This is a genomic window from Leifsonia poae, from assembly GCF_050632865.1.
Classification (GTDB): domain Bacteria; phylum Actinomycetota; class Actinomycetes; order Actinomycetales; family Microbacteriaceae; genus Leifsonia; species Leifsonia poae_B.
Genome location: NZ_JBODSA010000003.1, coordinates 227,214 through 248,785, shown reverse-complemented (window position 1 = coordinate 248,785; position 21,572 = coordinate 227,214). Strand labels below are relative to the sequence as shown.

Here is a 21,572-nt window from a genome sequence, read left to right as displayed (position 1 = left end):
CAGGCTAGGCCGGCTCGCGTCCATGAGGGATGCCCTGCCAGTACACCTCTCACCAGGGACTCCCTCGCCGCGAATGAGCGCGGTGTGCTGGATGACGTGACAGCATCCCTCTCTCGCAGAACCCATGTACGCGCCAGCGGTCCCCTGGCGACGCTGCTGCTCGTGCTGACCGTGTTCGGTCCGATCTCGATGGATCTGTACCTGCCTGCGCTGCCTGCTCTGACGACGGAGCTGGGCGCCGCGACGTCGACAGCGCAACTGACCGTGACGGCCTGCCTGATCGGTCTCGCGGCAGGGCAGCTGATCGCCGGCCCGCTGTCCGACCGGTTCGGCCGACGGGGTCCTGCTCTGATCGGCGTCGCCGCCTACGTGCTCGTCTCGGCGCTGTGCGCAGCGAGTCCGACGGTCGAACTGCTCATCGCTGCCCGGCTGGTGCAGGGGCTGGCCGGAGGGGTCGGCATCGTCATCGCACAGGCGGCCGGTCGCGACGTGTACGAGGGCGGGAGGCTCATCCGCTTCTACGGCCGGCTCACCGTTGTCGGCGGCCTGGCGGCAGTCGTCGGACCTCTCCTCGGAGGCGCGCTCACGGCGATCCTGGACTGGCGCGGGCTGTTCCTCGTTCTCGCGGTGATCGGCGCGCTCATCTTGGCGTGGGTGGCTCTCGGCCTTCCCGAGACTCTGGCTCCGGGCGACCGCACGGCCGCCGGCGTCAGCGTGATCCGACGGGACATGCGGATGCTGCTGTCCGACCGTCGATTCGTCGGCGCGGTGGTCGCGCAGGGCTTCGTCTACGCCGCGTTGTTCGCCTACCTCAGCGGCGCGACCTACGTGCTGCAGGGCGTCTACGGCCTCTCGCCACAGGCCTATGCACTCGCCTTCGGACTCAACTCCGCGGGCTTCATGGGGTTCGGCTATCTCGCCGGACGCGCCAGCGAGAAGTGGAGCGTTCTCGGCACCCTGACCGTCGGCCTTCTGACCACCGCGCTCGGTGCAATCGGGCTGCTGATCGCGGGCCTCACGACCGTTCCTCTGACCGTAGTCATCGTTGCGCTCTTCCTCCTCGCTGCCGGGACGGCCATCACCAGCCCACCCTCGACGACGCTCGCGCTGGTCGACTACCCGCAGATCGCGGGCACTGCATCCTCCCTGCTCGGCGCCGCACGTTTCGCCTTCGGAGGCATCGCAGCGCCGCTGGTCGGCGTCGCGGGCGCCCTCAGCATCCTCCCGCTCGGCCTGGTCACCACTGTCGCCGTCGCGGCGGCCGCGGTCACGGCCGCTCTTCATCTCCGACTTCCGGCCCGAGCCACCGCCCCCGCCGGCACCACCCACTCCGCAACGGAAGGAACCCTCACATGCGTGGAGTAGTCATGTACGCACCCCGGGATGTGCGCGTCGAGGAGCGCGCCGACCCCGTCATCCAGGAACCGACGGACGCGGTGATCCGCGTCGCCGCGGCCTGCATCTGCGGCTCGGACCTCTGGCCCTACCGCGGGACGGACGCCGTCACCGGGCCCACGCCGATGGGCCATGAGTATGTCGGCGTCGTCGAACAGGTCGGAGAGGACATCACCAACGTCAAGGTCGGCGACTACGTCGTGGGCTCGTTCTTCGCCTCCGACAACACCTGCGAGATCTGCCGCGCCGGCTACCAGTCGCGCTGCGTGCATGCATTCCCGATGGGCGCACTGGGCACACAGGCCGAGAAGCTGCGCGTCCCGATGGCCGACGGCACCCTCGTCGTCGTGCCCGGCACTCCGACGCCGGCCCAGGTGCGCGGGCTGCTCGCCGCCTCCGACGTACTCGGCACGGGCTGGTTCGCCGCCGTCGCGGCCGAGGCCGGCCCGGGCAAGACGGTCGCCGTCGTCGGCGACGGCGCAGTAGGGCTTCTAGGCGTGCTCGCCGCGAAGCAGCTCGGCGCCGAGCGGATCATCGCGATGAGCCGTCACGCCGACCGCCAGGAGCTGGCCCGCCGCTATGGCGCGACCGACATCGTCCAGGAGCGGGGGATGCCGGCGTGGCCGCGATCAAGGGCCTCACCGACGGCCTTGGCGCACACTCCGTCATCGAGGCCGTCGGCACGCAGGAGTCGATGATGCAGGCGATCCGCGCCACGCGGCCTGGCGGACACGTCGGCTACGTCGGCGTCTCGCATGATGTCGAACTGCCCGGCGAGGAACTGTTCTTCTCCGGCGTGCACCTGCACGGCGGACCGGCGCCCGTCCGTCGCTTTCTGCCCGCGCTGATCGAGTCGATCATGAGTGACGAGTTCGACGCCGGTGCGGTGTTCGACCTCACCCTCCCGCTCGTCGACGCGGCGGAGGGCTACCGGGCGATGGATGAGAGACGTGCCATCAAGGTCTTGCTGGAGACGGAGAACGCATGAACATCGAACCCGCCACCCCGACCGTCAAGAACCCGCCGGAGCAGTTCGCCGGCGACGTGTGGGTCGACCCGATCGTCACACCTCACGACGCCGACCAGCGGATGACGGCCGCTGTCGTGCGATTCGCGCCCGGTGCCCGCACTGCCTGGCACAGCCACGCGCGCGGACAGTACCTGCGTGTCACCGCCGGGGTCGCCCGGTTCGGTGCCCGTGACGGCAGCATCATCGAGGTGCACGCGGGACAGACGCTCTACACGCCTCCCGGCCAGGACCACTGGCACGCTGCGGCACCCGGCTGCTTCATGGAGCACATCGCCATGCTGGAGTCCGCCGACGATCGCGCCGGCACCACTACCTGGAAAGAGCACATCACCGACGCCGACTACGAGGGAAGAAGCGCATGACCGAACCGGCTCAGGACGGCTGGACCGGAGGCCAGCGCGCCTTCGGCGACTTCGCCCCCGGTCTCGTCCACTACACCGACCGGGTTCTCTTCGACGAGGTGTGGGAGCGTCCCGGCCTGTCCAAGCGCGACCGCAGCCTCATCACCGTCACCGCCCTCCTGGTCGGTGGCAACCTCGACCAGCTGCGCTTCCATCTCCCCTTCGCCGTCCAGAACGGCGTCAGCCGCGAAGAGCTGGTGGAGACGATCACCCACTTGGCGTTCTACGCCGGATGGCCCAAGGCCATGTCGGCGATGACCATCGCCAAGCAGTTGTTCGGAGATGGCCGGCCTGCAGACTGAGCGGCACCGCCCCGGAATCTCGACGGTTCCGGGCTGCTCAGCGCAGCGCCGCGAGGAGACCTGCGTAGTCCTCCCCGCAGGCGGCGCATCGCGACAGGTGGAGGGCGACGCCGGGGTGCCGAGCAGGGGCGTCCTCGCCCGCGAGCACCAGTTCCGCGTAGACGTGCATGAGGGACATGGTCTTGGCGCAGCCGGCGTCCTCCTCGCCGGTCCCCAGGAACCCGTCGATCCGTGTTCTCGCGCTCATGTCACCTCCTCCTGGTCGTCCAGATAATGATGAGTGACAAGGTAGCCCCGTAACTTCCGTCGCGCGTCGAAAAGGGTCTTGTAAAGGGCTCCACGCGTGGTCTTGCGGGCGACGGCCAGCGCGTCCAGCGGGACTCCGCGCACGACGACGGCGAGCAGCACCTCTCGTTGTCGGCGCGTGAGCTGGGTGTCGATGGCCTCGCGAAGTGCCGTCAGGAGGTCATCGGCGACGCTCGCCTCCTCGGGGGTGATACCGAGGCGGTCGGGGAGCCGTTCCCAGCCGTAGTCCTCGAGCGCGAGGTCCGGGTGCCGCCAGAAGTGACGGCCGACCTTGGCCGAGACCTCGAAGATGGCGAACGTGTACGCCCAGGTGGTGAATCGGCTTTCGCCGCGGAACTCGTGAAGGCGGCGCAGCACGCCGATGACCGCATCGGCCGCCGCCTGGTGGGCGATGTCGTCGAGCTCCGGTCCGCCGAACGGCAGGGACGGCGCACGTCGCCGCACCTCCGCCCGGGCCACGCCGAGCAGCATCCGGTAGAGCCGTTCCTCCGCCGACCGTTGCGCCGCGCCTCCGGAGGTGAGAGCGGAGCGCCAGCGGGCGGTGTCCGTAAGCGGGTCCGTGACGGGTTCGTCCTGTGCCGGCGGCCCGTCTCCGACATCCATGGGTCGATGCTACGGCGGCGGGCGCCCGCTCTTCCACCGGAAGAATCTCCTGGCCCGGAGGTAAGGGCCGCCGATCCGCCGCCACTAACCGTTCGGGCGCCTGTGCACGACGCGCTCGCAACGGGGTGCCGCAGGCACCGCACCGAATCGAAGGAGAATCATGAGAAGCGCTCTTCGTATCACCCTCGCGACGGCATCCGCGGTCGCCGCGGCCGCACTCTTCGCGTCGCCGGCCCTGGCGGCACCCCCGCACGCAGCGAACCCGCCGGGCTCGAGTGTCGGAGCCTCGTCCGCCGTGTTCGTCCAGACGGATGGCCTGGGTGGCAACGCGGTGGTCGCCTATGATCGTGCGGCCGACGGCACGCTCCATCAGGCCGGCACCTACCCGACGGGCGGTGTCGGCGGCGCCCTGGCCGGATCGGTCGTCGACCATCTCGCCTCGCAGGGATCGCTCGCCTATGATCGCGGCCTCCTCTACGCGGTCAACGCGGGGAGCGACACGGTGACCGTCTTCGCCGTCCATGGGGACCAGCTGGTGCGCCTGCAGGTGATCTCATCGGGTGGCGCGTTCCCGGTCAGCATCACCACGCACGGTCGCCTGGTGTACGTCCTCAACGCGCGCGACGGCGGTAGCGTCCAGGGATTCGTTCGGGCTGGCGGCGGACTGGTCCGCATCCCCGGCTGGAACCGCCCGCTCGGGCTGGACCCGACGCTGACGCCGGAGTTCACCCACACGCCGGGTCAGGTGTCCTTCACGCCGGACGGCTCTCAGCTCGTGGTGACGACGAAGGCCGACGGCAGCGCCATCGACGTCTTCAACCTCAACGGGCTGGGCGGCCTCGCACAGCGCCCGACCGTCAACGTGGAGCCGGGTGCGGTGCCGTTCGCTGTCTCGTTCGACGCGGGTGGGCATCTGCTCGTCGCCGAGGCGGGGACCAACGCGGTCGCCAGCTTCGCGATCGCGCCGAACGGCACGGTGACGCCGATCACCACGGCCGCGACGGGCCAGCCGGCGACGTGCTGGATCGCACGATCCGGGTCGCTGTTCTACGCCTCCAACGCCGGAGGACCGTCGCTCTCGGGCTACGCGGACGCGGGCTCCGGCGCTCTGACGCCGGTCAGCCTGACGGCGACCGACCCGGGGACGGTGGATGCCGCCAGCAGCCCGGACGGTCACTACCTGTACGTCCAGACGGGCGCGAACGGGATCGTCGACGAGTTCCGCGTGAACCCCGACGGCTCACTGACCGCCATCGGCTCGGTGACCGTCCCCGATGGCGTCGGTGGAGAGGGCATCGTCGCGCAGTGAACGGAGGGCCCGCGCGCCGTATCGGGGGATTCGGCGCGCGGGCCTTCCCATGCACGGGCAGCTTCGGCGATGCGCTCGTCGGCTAGTGGGTCACCCCGTGCCGCGCTGCTCCCCGGGAGCCGTCTGTGCTGTGTGCCGCCGCTGGTTCAGGCGTTGCGCCAGCAGGGTCGTCACCCCGCCGAGAGTGATCGCGGCCAGGTTGACGACCAACTGGATGAGCGCACCGACGGACTGGTCGGTGGCTCCGTAAGCGAGGGCGACGGCGGCGTTCGCGGCAGCCGGAATCGTCGTCACCGAGATCAGCACCCCGATCAGCGCGCCCGACTTCGCGGTCGACAGCGACAGCAGGCCTGCGATGCCGGCGAGGAAGCCGACCACCCAACTGAGCCCGTTCGGCCTCCAGATGAAATCGGTCAGAGGCCGGGAGTGCAGCAGGTCGGCGGGTGACATCAGATGGAGCGCGGTCAGGAACAAGGTGAACAGGATGGTGCTGACGATCGCGACCCCGAATCCGACGGCCAGAGCAAGGACCGATTGAGCGATCATGCGGCCCCGCCACCGCACAAGACCCACCGAGAGTGCGGCGAGCGGGCCGAAGTCCGGGCCGACGACCATCGCACCGACGATGAGGATGGGTTCGTCGAAGACCACGCCGATCGCACCGATCATGGTGGCGACCGACATGAACGTCAGGAAGGTGGGGGAGAGGCTGGTCTCCTCATGGGTGCGCTGCTCGATCTCCTGCCAGACCACCGCGTCGGCGGCGTGGCCGGGGGCGGCGCGGCTTGCACGCTTCGCCGCATCCGAGATCTCGATGCCGACGTCATCGACGGAGATCGAGCCCTCGTGCTGCACCCCGAGGTGCTGAAGCTGGTCGAGAAGGACGCTCACCCCTTCCCGGGCGACATCGCACAGCACCAAGTCGCCGGGTGGCCGGGTAGCGGCATTCGGGATGCGGACGATGTTCGTCGTCGCGACGCTGTCCTGCAGGGTGGCGAGCACGCGGTCGACCAGGGCGGCGGGGGCGATGATCCGCAAATGCTGCACGTGGCCAGTGTGGCTGCAGCCGGCCCGCACGTCCGGCGATCCGGGGCGTGTCGCCAGGGCTGCCGTACTGCGACGTGTGGCTAGTCCTCGCCTGGCTGACCCTTCCTGGCTCGGCCGGAGGAGCCGAAGCCGGACGCGGAGCGAGCGGCGAGCCAGATGACGAGCAGCACGCCCACGATGGCGAAACCCACCGCGTTGAGGTCGATGCTCGACGCCCACCGCCCGATTCCCCGACCAGGTCCGCGCGCTCGCCGATGAGCCCGACGAGCTCGAGGCTCCCGACGATCAGCGCGACTCCGGCGGACAGGGCGGTGATCGTCAGGTTGTAGCGGCTACGGCGTCTCGGGTCTTGGAATGCCCAGCCGTACGCATAGCGCATCACCAGCCCGTCGGCCGTGTCGAGCAGCGACATGCCGGCGGCGAACAGCAGGGGAGGGCCAGCACGGCGTACCAGGGCAACCCGGAGACGGCGCTCGTCGCCGCGACCGCGAGAAGGCCCACCTCCGTGGCGGTGTCGAATCCGAGGCCGAAGAGCAGGCCCAGCGGGTACATCTGGCCGGGGTGCCGAACGGCGCCCATGACGCGGCCGAAGACGCGGGTGAGCGGTCCCCCCGGCGGCGCGTCGGGCACCTCCCCGGCCGGGACGCCGACGCGGCCGACGCGTGCACGGCGGATCCCGCTCACGAGTGCCACGACGTTCATGACGGCGATGACGTAGAGGAACGTCGCGGAGACCGTGGTGCCGATGACGCCGGTGATCTGGTGGAGGGTCGAGCCCTCGTTCGCGATCGCGCCGGTGAGCGCCCGGGCGCCGAGCGCGATTGCGAGCGTCAGCCCGAAGACGATGGTCGAATGCCCCAGCGAGAACCAGAACCCGACGGAGGCCGGTCGTCGGCGGTCCGCGACCAGCTTGCGGGTGGTGTTGTCGATGGCGGCGATGTGGTCGGCGTCGAAGGCATGACGCAGGCCCAGCGTGTACGCGGTCAGCGCGAGGCCGAGCACGCCAGCGCGCTGTGCGCCGTCGGCGCCGGCGATCAGCAGCCCCACGCCGGCGAGATGGAGGAGGACGATGACGGCCGCCATCCCCACGACGGGGACGAGGACGGCCGGCCGCGCCTCAGACGACGTCGACGTAGATCACCTCGACGGCGTTGTTGCCGTAGCCGAGCCTGTTCCAGTCCGGCTGCTCGGGCTGGATGTTCCCGGCGGCGTCCGTCGCGCGCACCCTGAGGGTGTGCCGCCCGACGGCGGAGGCGTCCCACTCGTAGCTCCACTCCTGCCAGTGGTAGGGGCCGGAGGGCGGCTCGAGTTGGGCGGGATACCACTCGCCGGCGCCGGTGAGGCTGACCTCCACGCGCTCGATCGGACCGTTGCCCGTCCAGGCCTTGCCGCGCACCGTGCACGGACCCGCCGGGATGACCGCTCCGGCAGCCGGGGAGGTGATGCGGGCGCGCACGCGCATGATGGCGACCGGCTCCGGCGGGCGGTCCGTCCACTCGAAGATGTAGTGGCCGGTCTGGAACTCTCCGGCGAACTCCTCGGTGAGCACATCGATCCGGGCGAGCCATTTGACGGAGGCGACGGCGTACCAGTGGGGCACGACGAGCCGGAACGGGGCGCCGTGATCCTCCGGGAGAGGTCCCCCGTTCATCTCGTAGGCGATCAGGATGTCAGATGCCGGATCCGCCGCCAGGCCCAGCGGGAGCGCCCGCTCGAAGGCCAGATCGTCGCGGTCGATGTCGGGCAGCACGGGCGTGAGATGGTAGGCCCCGTGGTCGGCTCCGGTGAAACGGACCGCCACGCCGGCGGACGCCGGTTGCGCGAGGGCCAGGACATCGCTGAGCCGTGCACCCCGCCAGCGGGCGGTGGAGACGGCGTAATCGCCCCACGGCTCGCCCGTCGGCAGCGGACGCATCTGGAGGCGCCCGTTTCCCGCGCACTCCAGCGTGACGGTGTGCTCGTGCGGCGGCATCGCCCGCAGGTCGTCGAGCGTGAGGGTGAGAGGGTTGTCGACGGCTCCGCCGATCGCGAGAGTGCCGTCGTGCTCGGGCAGCGGGAAGTTGCTCCGCACGTAGTGCAGGGCGGTCGGCGTGATCTCGCCGACAAGCGCCTCGGGCGGTGCCTCGGCGTTGTACGGCGCCGGGTTGATGAGCTGCAGGGCGGCGCGGTCTTGGCGGAGCTGTTCGGTCGTGTCCATCGCTGGTCCCCTTTCGGTAGGTCAGAAGTCGGGGTCCCGGAAGTCGGGTTCCCGGTCGTCGTTGAACGCGCCGATGCCTTCGGCGCGGTCGGGGTGGATGGCCGAACGCCAGTGCGCGTCCATCATGGTCGCGATCGCCTGCTCGACGGGCTGGCCTTCGCCGAGCTGGACGGCGCGTTTGACGGCCTGCACGGCGGTGGGCGAATTGCTCGCGATCTTCCGCGCGATCGCCAGCGTGGCGTCCAGCAGCGCGCCGGGTAGATGCAGTTCGTTCACCATCCCGAGGCGGTACGCGTCGGCCGCGCTGATCGGGTCGCCGGTCATCAGCGCCTGCATCGCGGCCCCCGGCCGAGGAGCCGGGGCAGGAACACGGGAGAGCCGCCACCGGCGGCGAGGCCGATCATCGCCTCCGGCTGGGCGAAGGAGGCGGTCTCGGACGCGATGATGAAGTCGCAGCTCTGGGCGAGTTCAGACCCGCCGCCGTAGGCGACGCCGTTCACCGCCGCGATGATCGGTTTGCGAAGCTGACGGACGGTGTAGAGGGTTCGGTCGAACTGCTGCCGCTGGCGCAGCCACTCCTCCTTGGTCATCTGGTTGCGTTGCCGCAGGTCGCTGCCGATGGAGAACGCCCGGTCGCCCGCGCCGGTGAGCACGACGGCGCGGACAGACGTGCGCACGGCGACGTCCTCCACCGCCTCGGTCAGCCGCGTCCCCATCTCGGTCGTGATCGCGTTGCCGGCGTGCGGCCGGTTGAGCGTGATCACCACGATGCGGCCGTCATCCACGTCCTCGGACAGCACGGACGAGTCGGGCTCCTGCGCATCGGCCGGGGGAGGGGGAAGTCGAGCGCGTCCCAGCGGCCCGGTGCGGCGGAGGTGTCGGTCATCGTGTCCTCTTCTCGTGTCAGCCGTCAGGGCAGCTCGGAGAGCCACCGCAGCGCGGACAGGCTCGGTGCGAAGCAATACTCGCCGCCGCGCGTGACGACGAACGGAGGCACCTCGGTCAGCCGGCGGCGGATCGGCCGCTGGGGGATGGTGAAGTCGCTCGGGCCGCGTGCCGACCCGACGAGCGGGTCGGCTTCGTCCGGGGCGCCGATGAAGATGCCGTCGTTGAGCCACTGGGTCTTGACGAACTCGAACTGGCGCTTCAGGTGCGCGCCGGCGAACACGAAGATGATTCCGCGGTCCTCGCCGTCGTCCTCGAGCACGCCCTCCGGCAGTTCGGGGCCGTAGCTCGTCCCCCGGCGGATCATCCGGTGGAGGCGCGCATCCACGCTCCCGTCTCCGTCGAGGGCGTCCCGGGGGTTGGCCCGGCGTGCGTGAGCGCCGACCGGGCACTTGAAACCGCGCGGGTCGTCGCCGTACTGGAAGTGATTGTTGCGGTGCGGGTCGGCGCCGAGCGAGGGATCGTCGTGGTCCGGCGCCACAGCGAGCGGCGCGCCGGACTGCCAGCGTCCGACCATCTTCGCTCCGAGCAGGGCCTCCTCCTGTCGGTTGGCGGCCTTCTCGCGCAGGTAGCGGCGGTACGCGGCGACCTTGGTGTGGAGCTTGCGGAAGACGACATAGGTGCCGTTGCGGCCCAGGATGTCCGGGCTCGGCATGGGCGGAAGCTCGCCGGTCTCATCGGGGTAGCCGAGCACGATCTCGCCGGCCTTGAGGGGACGCTCGTACCGGTTGGTGGGCGGCCGACCGCTGCCCTCGACAGCCGGCTGGCCGATGCCGTCCTTGAAACCGAAGGAGGTGCGGCCGGTGGGGAGCTGGTAGCAGTCCTGGCGCCAGACGACGGTGATGCCGGGGAGCGAATCCTGTGCGCGCCTTGCCTTCTCGGCGACCGACTCGAGTCGGTCGCGATCGGGCGACAGGACGGCGATCGCGAGGTGGACGTCGGGTGTGCCGAGCGGATGCTCCCAGTGCTCGGGCGCGCTCTCACCCACATCGCCCAGGATCTGCGCGCGGGCCGCCATCCCCTCCCTGAACTCGGGGGAGAAGCTGTCGAGCGATTCCTGCGGTACTCCCAGCGCGGCGAGCCCGTGATAGGTGAAGGCGACGGTGATCCAGGCGTCCTGATTGGGGTCCCCCGACGGGACTCCCGAGGCGACGAGCGGGACCAACCGGCGCACCAGCTCCCGGCCGTCGGCCCGATCGTCGATTCGCAGCAGCAGGTACCTCCCGACGTAGGGGGACGGCCGCTCGTGCAGGGCCCCGCTCTGGATGTCGTCCAGGTCGAGGGCGACCTCGTCCGTGGCCGGCATGTCAGTGGTGCTCCGGCTTCTCGGGCGGGTTCGGGTTCGGCGGCGAGAGGTAGGGGAAGGTCCGCGAGGCCGGCCGGGAGGACGCGTCCACGCCGTCGCGGATCCGTGGGCCGTTGCCGGCGTTGATGAACGTCGTGAAGAAGGTGTCCATCATGTCGTCGTTGATCGTCCGGCCGCCGGAGGTCACGTGTTCGCGCCCCTGGCGGGCCGCCAGTTCGATCTCCAGGAACGAGCCGGACTCCTGGTACGGTTTGTCGAGGTCGACCACGAGGTAATCGGCGAGCACGAGCTCCGTCAGCGGGTGCCGCCCGTCGACCGGCGGCCAGTCGACGGTGCCGTCCAGGCCGTCCCAGAAGGCGAGGTTGGCGTCAAGGCGCGCCCGGTAGGCGCTGAGGTAGCCGTCCTCCAGGTGGAAGCCGTCCTCCATGTTGTAGAGGTCCCGCACCTCGATGTCGGTGTTGACCGGATCGAACTGCTTCGGCGCGAGCAGCATGTTCTTCACCTCGGGCCGTCCGACCCGCTCGATGCGCACGTTGAACACGCCCCGCGTGAGGGTTTCGCCGATCACGCCGACGATGGTCGTGTCGCCGAGCAGTTCCCGGTCGATCTCGAGAACGAGGCCGAGCACGTTCTTGCCGTCCATGAAGATGTGACCGGGCTCCGTGAACGCCAGGCTGCCGGTCGCGATGGTCTTCAGCGCCGCCGGGGCGTCGAGGATGAATGGGTCCCAGCGGACGCCCGCGAACACCCGCACTCCATGGCCCGATCCGCCGCCCTCGTCGTTCACCGAGAAGGAGACCGCATCGCCGGCCGGTGTCGTCACGCTCCCCATCTGGCTGAAAGAGTCATCGTCTGAGCGGTCCGGCGGGTCGAACACGACGTCAAACCGCCACTCGTGGTCGGATGGTGCGAACGGGGCTGCGGCGGCATCGCCCGTCGGCGTCAGGGCCCGCACCCGGAAGCGGTAAATCAGACCCTCCGAGAACGCGTCCGAGGGTTTGGCGAAGGGCAGCGTGTCCATCACCAGCACCAGCCGCCCGGGCTCGTCAGGGCTGGGGAAGGCGTAGAGGTCGGTGATGTCGGCGATGGGATTCGCCAGGGCGCGGGGGCCGGAGATGTGGTCGGACATGCGTCAGTCCGCAGCCTCGTCGAGCAGAGGTTGCAGGGCCGGATGCGCCAGCGCGGCCGCGGCGTCCGGGTGATCCAGCACCTGCTGGAACGCCGCATTCACCCGAAGCGCCTTGCGGATCTCCTTCACGGTGCCGGGGTAGTTGCGTGCGTAGGCGGCCGCGCGCTCCTGGGCGCCGAGGATGAAGGCCTTCTCCGTCGCGAGGTCCGGCAACCCGTCATATCCCTCGGTGTGCCGGAAGATCACATCGAACAGCGCGAGCGTCGGCCCGGAGTTGAAGAAGTCGTCCATGTAGGAGTCCCACGGGCCGTCGAAGCTCGTGATGAAGGCGAGCCGGGTGTCGTCCTCGAAGAGGACGAAGCGGGCCTCGTGGATGGTCGAGACCGCCATGCCGTAGTCGCCGGGACGGTAACCGGGGGTCTGCTGCAGATCATCGAGAGCTTTCCTGAGCTCCGCCTCCTGCCCCGGCTTCACCCGGAAGAACAGGCTGAACTCGCTGGTCGGCCCGACCTGCACGCCGGGTTCGGGAGTGGGGCTCTCCATCGTGGTCATCATTGCTCCTGAGTCAGTGGTCGTGCGGGAGTGGAAGAGACGAGCTTTCTAGCGTGAACGGAGCTCGCGGCCGTGGACGGTGACGGCGTAGATGATGAGCACGTCCAGCGCGATCATCACGACCGACCACCACGGCTGCGCCGGAAGCGACATGATGTGGCTCACGGCATTGATACCCGCGAGAACCGCGACGAGGATGCGGGCCCACAATCGACCTGTCAGCAGGAAGAACGCGGCCACAACCAGCAGCGCTCCGATGATGAGGGACCACCACCCCCACCCAGCGATGTCGAAGGAGGCGACGCCGCCGCGCGGCCCGACGAAGTAGGCCATATTCGGTCCGACGATCGCCATGATGCCGTAGAAGATGTCGATCGCTGCGGCGATCAGCAGGAGTATGCCGGCGAAGTAGACCCAGCCGACCCAGCCGGATCGCAGTTGAGTTTCCGTGTTCTCTGTGGCGACCAATGCGGTCCTCCCTCTTCTCAGTTGGATCTCACGCGAATCATGGGGCCCGGTCTTCTTCCCTGGCTAGACCGGAATCTCTCGGGTGGCCGTGAACATTCGTTGTGACGGGTCCCGAGCCCTCTCTAGACGCCGCCTGTCGTTTCCCGGATCATCTGACTGAACGACGAGGAGCGGGGTGGACGGCGGTCGCATGAGCACTGATGGAGTCCAGCCCGCCGGGCTCGCGAAGCCGACCCGGGTGCTGATCGCCGTCGCGGCCGCCGGGGTGGCGGCGTGGACCGTGTGGGCCGCCCGCGACATCCTCGGGCCACTGCTCCTGGCCGGGATACTGGTCGTCGTCGTGCATCCCGTCCGGCGCCCGCTCGACCGCCGGGGCTGCCGCGCTGGCTGGGGACTGCCGCGGTGGTGGTCACGGCCTACCTCGTCCTTGCTGTGCTCGCGGTCGTCATCGTGCTCGCACTCGGCCAGTTCTCCGCCCTTCTGGCCGACTACCGGGTTCAGCTCGACGCGGGGGATGCGGCGCTCGCCGAGGTCGCGCGATCTCTCGGTTTCGACGCCAGTGGGACGGCCGCAGTCGTGAGCGGCGTGGAGCCCGGGGCCGTGCTGCACGTCCTGTTCGCCGCCGGCACGCATCTGCTCGGCCTGGGGCTCGCCGTCTTCTTCGTCCTCGCCTACGCGCTGTGGATCGGCATGGACGCCGCCCGGCTCCGGGACCTGCCCGACTCCCTCAGGGTGGAGCACGGGATGCGCGTGCGGACCTTCCGCGACTTCGCCGACGGCACGAGCCGGTACTACGTCGTCAACTCCATCTTCGGTGCGCTCGTAGCCGTGATCGACGGAGTCGCCCTCGCGCTCATCGGCGTCCCCGGCGCGTTCGTCTGGGCGGTACTCGCGTTCGTGACCAACTACATCCCGAACATCGGGTTCGTCATCGGCCTCGTTCCGCCGCTGGTGCTCGCGCTCGTCGTCGGCGGGTGGGGGCAGGCGCTGCTGGTCCTCGTCGTCTACTGTCTGGTGAACGTCGTGCTCCAGGTGCTGGTGCAGCCCCGGTTCGTCGCCGTGTCCGTGCGGCTGAGCTTCACCCTGACGTTCCTGTCGGTCGTGGTGTGGGCCGTCCTGCTGGGGCCGATCGGATCCATCCTGGCCGTCCCGCTGACCCTGCTCACGCGGTTCCTGCTCATCGGCGGGGACCGGGACGCGCGGTTGGCGCGCTGGCTCAGCGGCGACCAGGCCGAACCGCCGGACTGATCGCCCTCATGAGCCGCGGCTATACAGGGCCGGGGCGGCGTACGTATCCTGATCCTGGTGTGCCGGGAAGTCTGGTCGGCGGGCGGTTCGACCGGACCGCCTGTTCCTGACTCCGGACGGACCGATGGCATCCCGCGCTTCCTCCACCGACCGCGTCGGCCCCCTGCTGGCCATGCGCGCCGTGAGCCGCAGCTATCCCGACGGGGTGGGCGTGCACGAGCTCTCGCTGGAGGTCGCAGCCGGTGAGGTGCACGCCCTGGTCGGGCTGAACGGCGCGGGCAAGTCGACGCTGATGAAACTGCTTCTGGGGATGCTGCGGCCGGATGCCGGAACAGTGACGATCGGCGGTTTCGACGCCGCGAGCGCACCGGCGGCGGTGTGGTCGAGCGTCGGGCAGCTCGTCGAGACGCCGTCGGTCTACGGCGAGCTCACGGTGGCCGCCAACCTGCGGGTCAACGCGGTGCTGCGAGGGGTGCCGCGCGACCGGCTGCCCGCGGTGACCAGTGCGGCGGCGGAGGAGTTCGGGCTGTCGGACTCTTCGGGGAAGCGGACCAGGCTGCTGTCGTCGGGGAACCGCCAGCGGCTGGGATTGGCGGCCGCGCTGCAGCATCATCCGCGACAGGTGGTCCTCGACGAGCCGACGAACGCGTTGGATCCGGCGGGGACGATCCTGCTGCGGGATGTGCTCCGTCGACGTGCGGCCGAGGGCGCCGCCATCCTGATTTCCAGTCACCACCTGGACGAGGTCGCGCGGGTTGCGGATCGGATCACCGTGATGAACGTCGGACGGCTGATCGGGCAGCTCGACCCGGCCGGGGCGGAGCTGGAGCGAGCCTTCTTCGCCCTGGTGCTCCAGGACGACGCGGCGCGGGCCGGGGAGGCAGAGCGGTGAGTGGACGCGCATGGTCTGCGGCCGCGTCGGTCGAGACGCGGAAGCTGGCGGCGGCCCGAGTCCCGATCGTGACCCTCGTCCTCCTCTCGGCGGGCGTCGCCGCGATCTGCCTGTCCACCATCGTCGCGGTCGAGAACGGGTCCCCGGAGATTGTCGCGAAGCTCGGTCCGCTCGTGGCGGCGGGAGGATGGCCGGGGTATCTGAACGCCGCGCTGCAGGTGACGGCGGCGGCCGGTGCCGGAGGATGCGGGATCCCGCTCAGCTGGAGTTTCGGTCGCGAGTTCAGCGAAGGGACCATCTCGGGCCTGTTCGCGCTCCCTGTCTCCCGCACGGTGATCGCCGGGGCGAAGATCGCGACGTATGCTCTATGGTCGGTGGTGGCCGCCGTCGTCGTGACCGGTGTCCTCCTGCTGGGCGGTCTCGCCGTCGGCCTCGGCGCACCGACCTGGACGGACGTCGGGGTCGCTCTGCGCATCCCGGTGCTCGTGGTGCTCACCGCCGGCATGGTCCTGCCCGCGGCGTGGGTCGCCACGTTATCGCGGGGACTGCTCGGCGGGATCGCGGTCACCATCCTGCTGGTCGCCAGCGCCCAGGTGCTGGCCTTCGCCGGCGCGGGGGCCTGGTACCCGCCTGCGGCGCCCGCGCTCTGGGCGTTGCAGCCCACCGCCGAGAACGGCGCGGCGCTTCTTGTCGGGCAGCTGGTCCCGGCCGTCTTCCTCGGGCTGACGCTGCTCTCGTGGCGGCGGATGCAGCTCGACCGCTGACCCACGCCGGTTAGGCTGGAGGTCTGGTGTGCCGGGAAGTCTGGTCGGCGGGCGGTGGATACCGCCCTGGCCGACGTGAGGACCCCGCATGAGCTTCATCCGATCCGAACGCGTCGCCGCCGGCCTCCTGCTGCTGGCCGCGGCGTTAGGTCTGGTGATCGCGAACTCCGGCATCTCGGATGCCGTGCTCTCCCTCGCGGAGTCGACCTTCGGCCCCGCCGGGACGCCCCTCGACCTCTCCGTCGACGAGTGGATCAGCGAGGGCCTTCTCGCGGTGTTCTTCTTCGTCGCGGCAGTGGAGTTGCGCAACGAGTTCACCAACGGGCAGTTGAACACGGTCAAACGGGCGATCCGCCCGGCGGTGGCCGCGGCGGGCGGTGTGCTGGTGCCGATCGGGATCTACCTGGCGATCACGGCCGGTTCCGGGTACACCCGCGGCTGGCCGGTACCGACGGCCACCGACATCGCCTTCGCGCTGGGGGTGCTCGCGGTGTTCGGGCGGGCCATCCCCTCCCGCCTGCGGATCTTCATGCTCGCTCTCGCGATCCTGGACGACGTGGTCGGGATCGTGATCATCGCCCTCTTCTTCGCGCAGGACCTCGACCCGCTCATGCTCGTCGCCGCGGTGATCGCGGTCGCCGTCTTCGGGATGCTCAGCCGGCTCCTCTCCACGCGCGCGCGGCCCCTCGTCATCGTCGCGCTGGTGCTGCTCGCAGTGGCGACCTGGGTGCTCGTCGTGCTGTCCGGCATCCATCCCACCATCGCCGGCGTCGCGCTGGGCCTCGTGATGGCGCACCGGCCGGGACTGCGCGCCAGGCACGTGCTGGAGCCCTTCACGAACGGCGTCGTGCTCCCGCTCTTCGCCTTCACCGCGGCGCTGGTCCCGATCCCGGGCGTCTCCGTCGGAGAGCTGTCGCGGCCGTTCTGGGGGATCCTGGTCGCCCTGCCGGTCGGGAAGCTGATCGGCATCAGCCTGGGTACCTGGCTCTACAGCGCGCTGAGCCGAGACAACCGGCCGAGCATCGGCCTCCACGGCCTGCTCACCGCCGGAGCCCTCGGCGGCATCGGGTTCACGGTGTCCTTGCTGATGAACGAGCTCGCGTTCGCCGCCCACCCGGAGATCGCCGACCAGGGGACACTGGCCGTCCTCCTCGGCTCCGGGATCTCCATCGTCGTCTCGGCCGTCCTCGTCGCCACGCTCGACCGCCACTACCGGAAGCTCCGCGCCCTCCGCGAGCGGGCGATCGAGCGGGCGCGGAGCGCGCGCGGCTGACGGGGCGGTCGGGTTACCGGCCTGCGCGTCGATCGCTCTCGCTGCGACCTCAGTGCTGGATGGCCGACGTCAGCATCCGCACGATCCGGTCGGCGACCACATCCGGATCCGCACCGTGTTCGACCAGTCGCATGCCGCCCTCGAGGAGCGATTGGGTCAGCGCGCCGACGATCGTCGGCTGCTCGACCTCGAGATCGGAGAGGACGAGGTCGACAGGGCGCATGAGCTCCGCGTGCATGCGTGCCAGCTCGTCCCGGTCGTTGGGCGAGAGTTGTGCCTGTGCGAGTTGCGTCGCGATGTGATGACGGCCCTCCGCCGCCATACGCATGCTCTCGTACACGAAGAGGGACAGTCGCTCCATGCCGGTGCGTCCCGCAAGGCGCTCCTCGACCTCCGCGTCCCAGCGCTCGATGGCGGCGATGGCGACGGCGACCAGGATGTCGTCACGGGAGGCGAAGTACTCGTACACGCTCGAGCGGGCCAGGCCGGCGCGCTCGCCGACAGCCTTCGGGGTGACGGCCTCGATGCCCTTCTCGTGGATCAGCTCGACCGCCGCGCCGAGCAGCGCAGCCAACTGTGCGGCGCGGTGCTCGGCGACGGTGGCGGCGGAGATGCGAGGCATCGTCCCATTATTCCGGCGCGGCGAGCAGGTGCGTTCCTTCTCAGCCGACGACGGCGGAAACGGATCGGCCGCCGTCACGCCGCAGGGCGCGCCCGATGGTGACGAGCAGGAGCACGAACGCCGCGGTGAGGACGATGTGGCCGATCCCGGCGATACCCGCGATCATGGCGCCCGCCTCTTGACCGAGAACGGTCAGGACTCCGTGCCACACCATGCTGCCCGCAGTGAGAACGAGACCGGCGTTGTAGGTCCAGAAGAACCAGCTGAAGCTGCGGCTCGCGCTGAGCGTGAACAGCTTCTCGAGAACCAGCAGGATGAGCATGACCAGCGCGCCGAGGGCGAGCAGATGCGTGTGGACGACGCTGAGCTGGGTGGTTCCGTCCTCGGGGAAGCCGTTGAGCTTCGTGAAGTCTCGGTAGAACAGGCCGGAGGCCAGGCCGAGTCCGACGTAGACGGCGAGGGCGATGAAGATGCGGCGCATTGTGTTTCCTTTCGGGCGGGAATCGCGGGGAGGCGGCGTCGGTGAAACCGACAGTATGTCGGCATCTTATCGACAGCATGTCGGGAAAACCAAACGGTCTCCACGGCGAGGTCGGTACTTGCGGCGGCGCTGCCCGGCACGCCACGCTGGCCGCGACGGCGGTCGGCGAGCGGCCTCCGGTCGGGAGGTCTGACATGACGGATGAGCACGCATCACCGCTGCTGCGGCAGATCAACGACGGCAACTGGCTGGCGCAGGAAGAGGCGGAGTCGCTGCGGGCGGAGCTGTTCTACCAGCGCGCGATCCATGCGTACTTCACCATGCAGCCGGCGTTGAACGTGATCGGGATGCGCGACGGGTCCGAAGCGGTGTTCGGTCGCGGCTACAACGTCCTGCCGATCTGGAAGGACCGGATGGACAGCCGCACCTGGGTGCCGACCCCGAATGCCGACGTCATCTACTCGATGAGCTACCTCGATCTGAAGGAGACCGGCCCGCTGGTGGTGAACGCGCCAGGCAACGTGATCGGGATGTTCACCGACTTCTTCCAGCGCACGATCACCGATGTCGGCGCGATCGGTCCCGACCGGGCGCTCGGCGGCCTCTACCTGTTGCTGCCGCCGGACTACGACGGGCATGTGCCGTCGGGCTACTTCGCGTTCCGGTCCTCGACGTACAACGTGTTCCTCTTCTTCCGCACGATCATGGGGCAGGGCGACGGGGAGCCGGACCCCGCGGCGGGGGTCGCCGTCGCCGAGCAGACCCGCGTCTTTCCGCTCTGGACGGAGGAGAAGGACGTCCGGCCGATGCAGTTCCCGAATGCCTCCGGAACCCGGTTGGACATGATGTACCCGACCGACGAGACCTACTGGTCGAAGCTGAAGGCGTTCGTCGACTACGAACCGATCACCGCGATCGACCCGGAGCTGCGTGGCGTCCTCGCCTCGATCGGCATCGTGAAGGGCGAGCCGTTCGAGCCCGTCGACTGGCAGCGCGAGCAGCTGCGGCGGGCGGTCGAGACGGCGCCGCGGATGATCCTCGCGCTGGCGCAGCTCGGCCGCGACGACGAGCGCAACCGGTACTACGACGACCGCCAGTGGGAGCAGGCGTGGGCGGGGGCACGGCCGAGTGGATGCAGCAGAGCTACCTCGACATCAACACCCGTGCCCGGTTCTTCCAGTACGCGTACTCGTCCGCCCCGGCCATGAACATCCACTCCACCGGGGCCGGGTCGAAGTATCCGTTCACCTACCGGGACGCGGACGGGGACTTCCTCAGCGGCTCCTCGACGTATCGGCTGCACCTGCCGGCGGACATCCCGGCGGCCCTGTTCTGGGCCGCGACCGCGTACAACGTGATCGACGGGACCATGCCCGAGACCGAGCAGTTGCTGCCCTCGACGAACGGCTACTACGACATCCCGAAGAACGAGGACGGCTCGATCGACCTGTACTTCGGGCCCTCACAGCCCGACGGCGTGGTGGATGCCGCGTTCGTGCAGACCGTCCCCGGCCGGGACTTTCTCGTCGCCTTCCGTCTGTATGGGACCGAGCACGCCTTCTACGACCAGACCTGGCGACCGGACGACCTGGTCAAGATCGCCGACTGAACGACCTCGGCCGGGACTACAGCCCGTATTCGTCGAAGTCCTCGATGCCGAAAGACGACTTACCGATTGCGCCCGCCGGGTCCGTCTCCTCCTGCTGTCCATGCTCGATCCGAGCCTCGCTGGAGGTGGTGACCAGGATTTCCGTACGGTTGCCGTTCATCGTGACGATTTCGATCCATCCACCACCGGCATGGACAGCCTGCAGTATTCGAGCCTTCAGGTCGTCGAGATCGCCGTCCATCCGATACGTTCGGTCGCCGATCACCACCGTCGAGATCGTCGTCGGACGCGGCATCTTGCCCACCTTCATCGTTGGTCCCGCAGCGGGATCTCCTTATGCCGTCAGAGGCGCAGCACGAGAAGGTCTGTGTGATCAGCATCCTCTAGCCAGGCGAGAGGCGCAACCTGGCAGCAGGGACTCCGTGTGCTCGACCACTTCACGAGGTCCGTCATGCCGGCGAAGGGCCTCGCCGATGCGTTCGGCGACCGTCCGGTAAGCGGGCCGGCCGGAGACGCGCTTCCACGCGCGCAGGATCGCGCGCGGAGACGGCCTTCCCGTGCGCAGATTCACTCCGGCGCCGGCCCAGGCGACGCGGGCTGCGACTTCCGGCTTGTCCAGGTCCCCGCCGGCGACCACGAGCGGGACGCCGTGGTGCAGCGCCGCCAGTACGCCGCCCCACCCGCCGTTGGTCACCATCACGTCGACGCGGGGCAGCAGCCGATCGTAAGGAAGCAGGTCTGCGACGCGCGCGTTCGGCGGAGCGGGGAACGGCAGCTCGCTGTGCCCACGCACTCCCGTCGCGACCGCGAGCTGCACCCGCTGGCGTCCGAGAGCTGCGAACGTCGGCCGGATCAGGTCGGCAGGGTCCACATTCTGGGTGCCTTGGGTCACATGCACCACCGGCCCCGGGTCCGCCAGCGATTCCGGCCACCACGACGGCTCCGGGATGCCGCTGCCGGCATGGTCCGTGAGCTCGCCGACCCAGACGATGCGTCCCGGCCACTGAGGGCGCGGGTACTCCAGCTGCACGACGCCGCTGGCGCACACCAGCTCGCGCGAGTACAGCGCCTCCTGGAACGAGAGTTCGGTCGGCGGAAGCCCGGCGACGGAGCGTTGCTCGTGGAATGCGCGCTGAATCGGGCGGGATGCGGCCGAGAGCGCCGCCCAGAGTGCGCGGTCCCGCAGGCGGCCGAGCGCGGACGTCGCCGGTTGCAGGCCGAGGCCGGGCGGCGGTGCACCCGGGGACGGGGTTGCGAGGGGGACCAGCGACACGGTGACGCGCGGGGTGCCGGTCCGTTCGGCGGCCAGGTGCGCCCCGAGGGAGAGGCTGTCGGCCAGGACGACATCCCAGGGCCGCGCGTCAAAGGAGGCCATCAGGTCGGCGCACTGCGCTGCTCCCGTTCGCACGAACAGGTCCTCGACGTTGACGATCAACTGACGGATGCCCTTCCGGCCGCGCAGTCGCGGGAAGGTCGCGGGCAGATCGTTCTCGTCGAAGTCCGGCGCCTTCTCCCACAGCACCGGTTCCGCCCCGTCGGCGCGGAAGGCGTCGGTGTGGGCCGACCCCGTGTACACGCGCACCCGGTGGCCGGCCGCGATGAAGGCGCGCACGACCGCCCGCATGGGCGCGACGTGACCGGCGAACGGCATGACCGCGAGCATCACCTCTGCCATGGCAGCCATGGTGAGGGA

24 protein-coding genes and 2 pseudogenes are annotated in these 21,572 nt (G+C 69.7%); 11 read left to right on the top strand and 15 right to left on the bottom strand.

All coding sequences use genetic code 11. From position 1 onward, the window contains the following. Positions 1 to 96: 96 nt before the first annotated feature. The 4 genes and pseudogenes from ACRAWB_RS11215 to ACRAWB_RS11200 all read left to right on the top strand — a co-directional run bounded on the left by ACRAWB_RS11215 (position 97) and on the right by ACRAWB_RS11200 (position 3,128). Positions 97 to 1,365 carry a multidrug effflux MFS transporter gene (locus ACRAWB_RS11215; RefSeq protein ID WP_431354504.1) on the top strand — a complete coding sequence of 423 codons (1,269 nt, stop codon included), beginning with the start codon at positions 97 to 99 and terminating at the stop codon, positions 1,363 to 1,365. After that, positions 1,353 to 2,383, top strand: a pseudogene (locus ACRAWB_RS11210) (zinc-dependent alcohol dehydrogenase family protein). Before ACRAWB_RS11215 ends, ACRAWB_RS11210 begins: the two are co-directional and overlap by 13 nt. Continuing rightward, positions 2,380 to 2,787 (top strand): (R)-mandelonitrile lyase, encoded by a 408-nt coding sequence (locus ACRAWB_RS11205; RefSeq protein WP_431353402.1) that lies wholly within the window; start codon positions 2,380 to 2,382, stop codon positions 2,785 to 2,787. Before ACRAWB_RS11210 ends, ACRAWB_RS11205 begins: the two are co-directional and overlap by 4 nt. Next, a complete protein-coding gene (locus tag ACRAWB_RS11200; protein ID WP_431353401.1) occupies positions 2,784 to 3,128 on the top strand; it encodes a carboxymuconolactone decarboxylase family protein in 345 nt (114 codons plus the stop codon). The genes ACRAWB_RS11205 and ACRAWB_RS11200 overlap by 4 nt, the downstream gene beginning before the upstream one ends. Before the next feature lie 37 nt (positions 3,129 to 3,165). Here the strand turns inward: ACRAWB_RS11200 and ACRAWB_RS11195 are convergent, their stop codons facing one another. Both ACRAWB_RS11195 and ACRAWB_RS11190 read right to left on the bottom strand, forming a co-directional pair. Continuing rightward, positions 3,166 to 3,375, bottom strand: a complete 210-nt coding sequence (locus ACRAWB_RS11195) for a hypothetical protein (RefSeq protein WP_431353400.1) — start codon at positions 3,373 to 3,375, stop codon at positions 3,166 to 3,168. Beyond that, positions 3,372 to 4,037, bottom strand: coding sequence for a sigma-70 family RNA polymerase sigma factor (locus ACRAWB_RS11190; protein WP_431353399.1), 666 nt, complete (start codon positions 4,035 to 4,037; stop codon positions 3,372 to 3,374). The genes ACRAWB_RS11195 and ACRAWB_RS11190 overlap by 4 nt, the downstream gene beginning before the upstream one ends. A 160-nt stretch (positions 4,038 to 4,197) precedes the next feature. On the opposite strand from ACRAWB_RS11190, the gene ACRAWB_RS11185 reads away from it, so the two are divergent. Further along, positions 4,198 to 5,346, top strand: coding sequence for a lactonase family protein (locus ACRAWB_RS11185; protein ID WP_431353398.1), 1,149 nt, complete (start codon positions 4,198 to 4,200; stop codon positions 5,344 to 5,346). A gap of 90 nt (positions 5,347 to 5,436) precedes the next feature. Here the strand turns inward: ACRAWB_RS11185 and ACRAWB_RS11180 are convergent, their stop codons facing one another. The 9 genes and pseudogenes from ACRAWB_RS11180 to ACRAWB_RS11140 form a co-directional block, all read right to left on the bottom strand. Beyond that, positions 5,437 to 6,393 carry a DUF389 domain-containing protein gene (locus ACRAWB_RS11180; protein ID WP_431353397.1) on the bottom strand — a complete coding sequence of 319 codons (957 nt, stop codon included), beginning with the start codon at positions 6,391 to 6,393 and terminating at the stop codon, positions 5,437 to 5,439. A 286-nt stretch (positions 6,394 to 6,679) separates the two neighbouring features. Continuing rightward, positions 6,680 to 7,476: pseudogene (locus ACRAWB_RS11175) on the bottom strand (HoxN/HupN/NixA family nickel/cobalt transporter); the annotation flags it as partial. A 34-nt stretch (positions 7,477 to 7,510) separates the two neighbouring features. After that, positions 7,511 to 8,590, bottom strand: coding sequence for a sulfite oxidase (locus ACRAWB_RS11170; RefSeq protein WP_431353396.1), 1,080 nt, complete (start codon positions 8,588 to 8,590; stop codon positions 7,511 to 7,513). Positions 8,591 to 8,611: 21 nt separating this feature from the next. Further along, positions 8,612 to 8,914, bottom strand: a complete 303-nt coding sequence (locus ACRAWB_RS11165) for an enoyl-CoA hydratase/isomerase family protein (protein WP_431353395.1) — start codon at positions 8,912 to 8,914, stop codon at positions 8,612 to 8,614. Beyond that, the gene (locus ACRAWB_RS11160) at positions 8,914 to 9,390 is read right to left on the bottom strand and encodes an enoyl-CoA hydratase/isomerase family protein (protein ID WP_431353394.1); all 477 of its coding nucleotides are present in this window, start codon (positions 9,388 to 9,390) and stop codon (positions 8,914 to 8,916) included. Before ACRAWB_RS11160 ends, ACRAWB_RS11165 begins: the two co-directional genes overlap by 1 nt. A gap of 110 nt (positions 9,391 to 9,500) precedes the next feature. Continuing rightward, positions 9,501 to 10,841 (bottom strand): Dyp-type peroxidase, encoded by a 1,341-nt coding sequence (locus tag ACRAWB_RS11155; protein WP_431353393.1) that lies wholly within the window; start codon positions 10,839 to 10,841, stop codon positions 9,501 to 9,503. 1 nt (position 10,842) lies between these two features. Continuing rightward, positions 10,843 to 11,970, bottom strand: coding sequence for a DUF4331 family protein (locus tag ACRAWB_RS11150; RefSeq protein ID WP_431353392.1), 1,128 nt, complete (start codon positions 11,968 to 11,970; stop codon positions 10,843 to 10,845). A 3-nt stretch (positions 11,971 to 11,973) separates the two neighbouring features. Further along, positions 11,974 to 12,522, bottom strand: a complete 549-nt coding sequence (locus ACRAWB_RS11145; RefSeq protein ID WP_431353391.1) for a hypothetical protein — start codon at positions 12,520 to 12,522, stop codon at positions 11,974 to 11,976. Between the two features lie 48 nt (positions 12,523 to 12,570). Continuing rightward, positions 12,571 to 12,990 carry a DUF7144 family membrane protein gene (locus tag ACRAWB_RS11140; RefSeq protein WP_431353390.1) on the bottom strand — a complete coding sequence of 140 codons (420 nt, stop codon included), beginning with the start codon at positions 12,988 to 12,990 and terminating at the stop codon, positions 12,571 to 12,573. 273 nt (positions 12,991 to 13,263) lie between these two features. On the opposite strand from ACRAWB_RS11140, the gene ACRAWB_RS11135 reads away from it, so the two are divergent. The 4 genes from ACRAWB_RS11135 to ACRAWB_RS11120 all read left to right on the top strand — a co-directional run bounded on the left by ACRAWB_RS11135 (position 13,264) and on the right by ACRAWB_RS11120 (position 17,167). Further along, entirely contained in the window at positions 13,264 to 14,238 is a 975-nt protein-coding gene (locus tag ACRAWB_RS11135) for an AI-2E family transporter (protein ID WP_431353389.1), read from the top strand. A gap of 124 nt (positions 14,239 to 14,362) precedes the next feature. After that, a complete protein-coding gene (locus ACRAWB_RS11130; RefSeq protein WP_431353388.1) occupies positions 14,363 to 15,130 on the top strand; it encodes an ABC transporter ATP-binding protein in 768 nt (255 codons plus the stop codon). Then, positions 15,127 to 15,894 carry an ABC transporter permease gene (locus tag ACRAWB_RS11125; protein WP_431353387.1) on the top strand — a complete coding sequence of 256 codons (768 nt, stop codon included), beginning with the start codon at positions 15,127 to 15,129 and terminating at the stop codon, positions 15,892 to 15,894. The genes ACRAWB_RS11130 and ACRAWB_RS11125 overlap by 4 nt, the downstream gene beginning before the upstream one ends. Before the next feature lie 88 nt (positions 15,895 to 15,982). Beyond that, positions 15,983 to 17,167 (top strand): Na+/H+ antiporter NhaA, encoded by a 1,185-nt coding sequence (locus ACRAWB_RS11120; RefSeq protein ID WP_431353386.1) that lies wholly within the window; start codon positions 15,983 to 15,985, stop codon positions 17,165 to 17,167. Between the two features lie 49 nt (positions 17,168 to 17,216). On the opposite strand, the gene ACRAWB_RS11115 is transcribed toward ACRAWB_RS11120, so the two are convergent. Further along, positions 17,217 to 17,789, bottom strand: a complete 573-nt coding sequence (locus ACRAWB_RS11115) for a TetR/AcrR family transcriptional regulator (protein ID WP_431353385.1) — start codon at positions 17,787 to 17,789, stop codon at positions 17,217 to 17,219. Between the two features lie 40 nt (positions 17,790 to 17,829). Further along, positions 17,830 to 18,270, bottom strand: coding sequence for a DUF2871 domain-containing protein (locus ACRAWB_RS11110; protein WP_431353384.1), 441 nt, complete (start codon positions 18,268 to 18,270; stop codon positions 17,830 to 17,832). 194 nt (positions 18,271 to 18,464) lie between these two features. Here ACRAWB_RS11110 and ACRAWB_RS11105 point away from each other — a divergent pair, with 194 nt between their 5' ends. Both ACRAWB_RS11105 and ACRAWB_RS11100 read left to right on the top strand, forming a co-directional pair. Continuing rightward, positions 18,465 to 19,478 carry a DUF1254 domain-containing protein gene (locus tag ACRAWB_RS11105; protein WP_431353383.1) on the top strand — a complete coding sequence of 338 codons (1,014 nt, stop codon included), beginning with the start codon at positions 18,465 to 18,467 and terminating at the stop codon, positions 19,476 to 19,478. Further along, entirely contained in the window at positions 19,403 to 19,879 is a 477-nt protein-coding gene (locus ACRAWB_RS11100; protein WP_431353382.1) for a DUF1214 domain-containing protein, read from the top strand. The genes ACRAWB_RS11105 and ACRAWB_RS11100 overlap by 76 nt, the downstream gene beginning before the upstream one ends. Positions 19,880 to 19,895: 16 nt before the next feature. Here the strand turns inward: ACRAWB_RS11100 and ACRAWB_RS11095 are convergent, their stop codons facing one another. Next, the gene (locus ACRAWB_RS11095) at positions 19,896 to 20,183 is read right to left on the bottom strand and encodes a hypothetical protein (protein WP_431353381.1); all 288 of its coding nucleotides are present in this window, start codon (positions 20,181 to 20,183) and stop codon (positions 19,896 to 19,898) included. A 69-nt stretch (positions 20,184 to 20,252) separates the two neighbouring features. Continuing rightward, complete coding sequence (locus ACRAWB_RS11090) at positions 20,253 to 21,554, bottom strand: glycosyltransferase (protein WP_431353380.1); 1,302 nt, start codon at positions 21,552 to 21,554, stop codon at positions 20,253 to 20,255. Between the last annotated feature and the right edge of the window lie 18 nt (positions 21,555 to 21,572).

What these genes read in the sequence shown, in the direction of transcription:
- ACRAWB_RS11150 (WP_431353392.1), bottom strand. Translation starts at nt 11,970, where the DNA reads ATGTCCGACCACATCTCCGGCCCCCGCGCCCTGGCGAATCCCATCGCC.
- ACRAWB_RS11110 (WP_431353384.1), bottom strand. Translation starts at nt 18,270, where the DNA reads ATGCGCCGCATCTTCATCGCCCTCGCCGTCTACGTCGGACTCGGCCTG.
- ACRAWB_RS11195 (WP_431353400.1), bottom strand. Translation starts at nt 3,375, where the DNA reads ATGAGCGCGAGAACACGGATCGACGGGTTCCTGGGGACCGGCGAGGAG.
- ACRAWB_RS11115 (WP_431353385.1), bottom strand. Translation starts at nt 17,789, where the DNA reads ATGCCTCGCATCTCCGCCGCCACCGTCGCCGAGCACCGCGCCGCACAG.
- ACRAWB_RS11200 (WP_431353401.1), top strand. Translation starts at nt 2,784, where the DNA reads ATGACCGAACCGGCTCAGGACGGCTGGACCGGAGGCCAGCGCGCCTTC.
- ACRAWB_RS11130 (WP_431353388.1), top strand. Translation starts at nt 14,363, where the DNA reads ATGGCATCCCGCGCTTCCTCCACCGACCGCGTCGGCCCCCTGCTGGCC.
- ACRAWB_RS11120 (WP_431353386.1), top strand. Translation starts at nt 15,983, where the DNA reads ATGAGCTTCATCCGATCCGAACGCGTCGCCGCCGGCCTCCTGCTGCTG.
- ACRAWB_RS11155 (WP_431353393.1), bottom strand. Translation starts at nt 10,841, where the DNA reads ATGCCGGCCACGGACGAGGTCGCCCTCGACCTGGACGACATCCAGAGC.
- ACRAWB_RS11105 (WP_431353383.1), top strand. Translation starts at nt 18,465, where the DNA reads ATGACGGATGAGCACGCATCACCGCTGCTGCGGCAGATCAACGACGGC.
- ACRAWB_RS11090 (WP_431353380.1), bottom strand. Translation starts at nt 21,554, where the DNA reads ATGGCAGAGGTGATGCTCGCGGTCATGCCGTTCGCCGGTCACGTCGCG.
- ACRAWB_RS11170 (WP_431353396.1), bottom strand. Translation starts at nt 8,590, where the DNA reads ATGGACACGACCGAACAGCTCCGCCAAGACCGCGCCGCCCTGCAGCTC.
- ACRAWB_RS11165 (WP_431353395.1), bottom strand. Translation starts at nt 8,914, where the DNA reads ATGACCGGCGACCCGATCAGCGCGGCCGACGCGTACCGCCTCGGGATG.
- ACRAWB_RS11185 (WP_431353398.1), top strand. Translation starts at nt 4,198, where the DNA reads ATGAGAAGCGCTCTTCGTATCACCCTCGCGACGGCATCCGCGGTCGCC.
- ACRAWB_RS11205 (WP_431353402.1), top strand. Translation starts at nt 2,380, where the DNA reads ATGAACATCGAACCCGCCACCCCGACCGTCAAGAACCCGCCGGAGCAG.
- ACRAWB_RS11100 (WP_431353382.1), top strand. Translation starts at nt 19,403, where the DNA reads ATGCAGCAGAGCTACCTCGACATCAACACCCGTGCCCGGTTCTTCCAG.
- ACRAWB_RS11145 (WP_431353391.1), bottom strand. Translation starts at nt 12,522, where the DNA reads ATGACCACGATGGAGAGCCCCACTCCCGAACCCGGCGTGCAGGTCGGG.
- ACRAWB_RS11190 (WP_431353399.1), bottom strand. Translation starts at nt 4,037, where the DNA reads ATGGATGTCGGAGACGGGCCGCCGGCACAGGACGAACCCGTCACGGAC.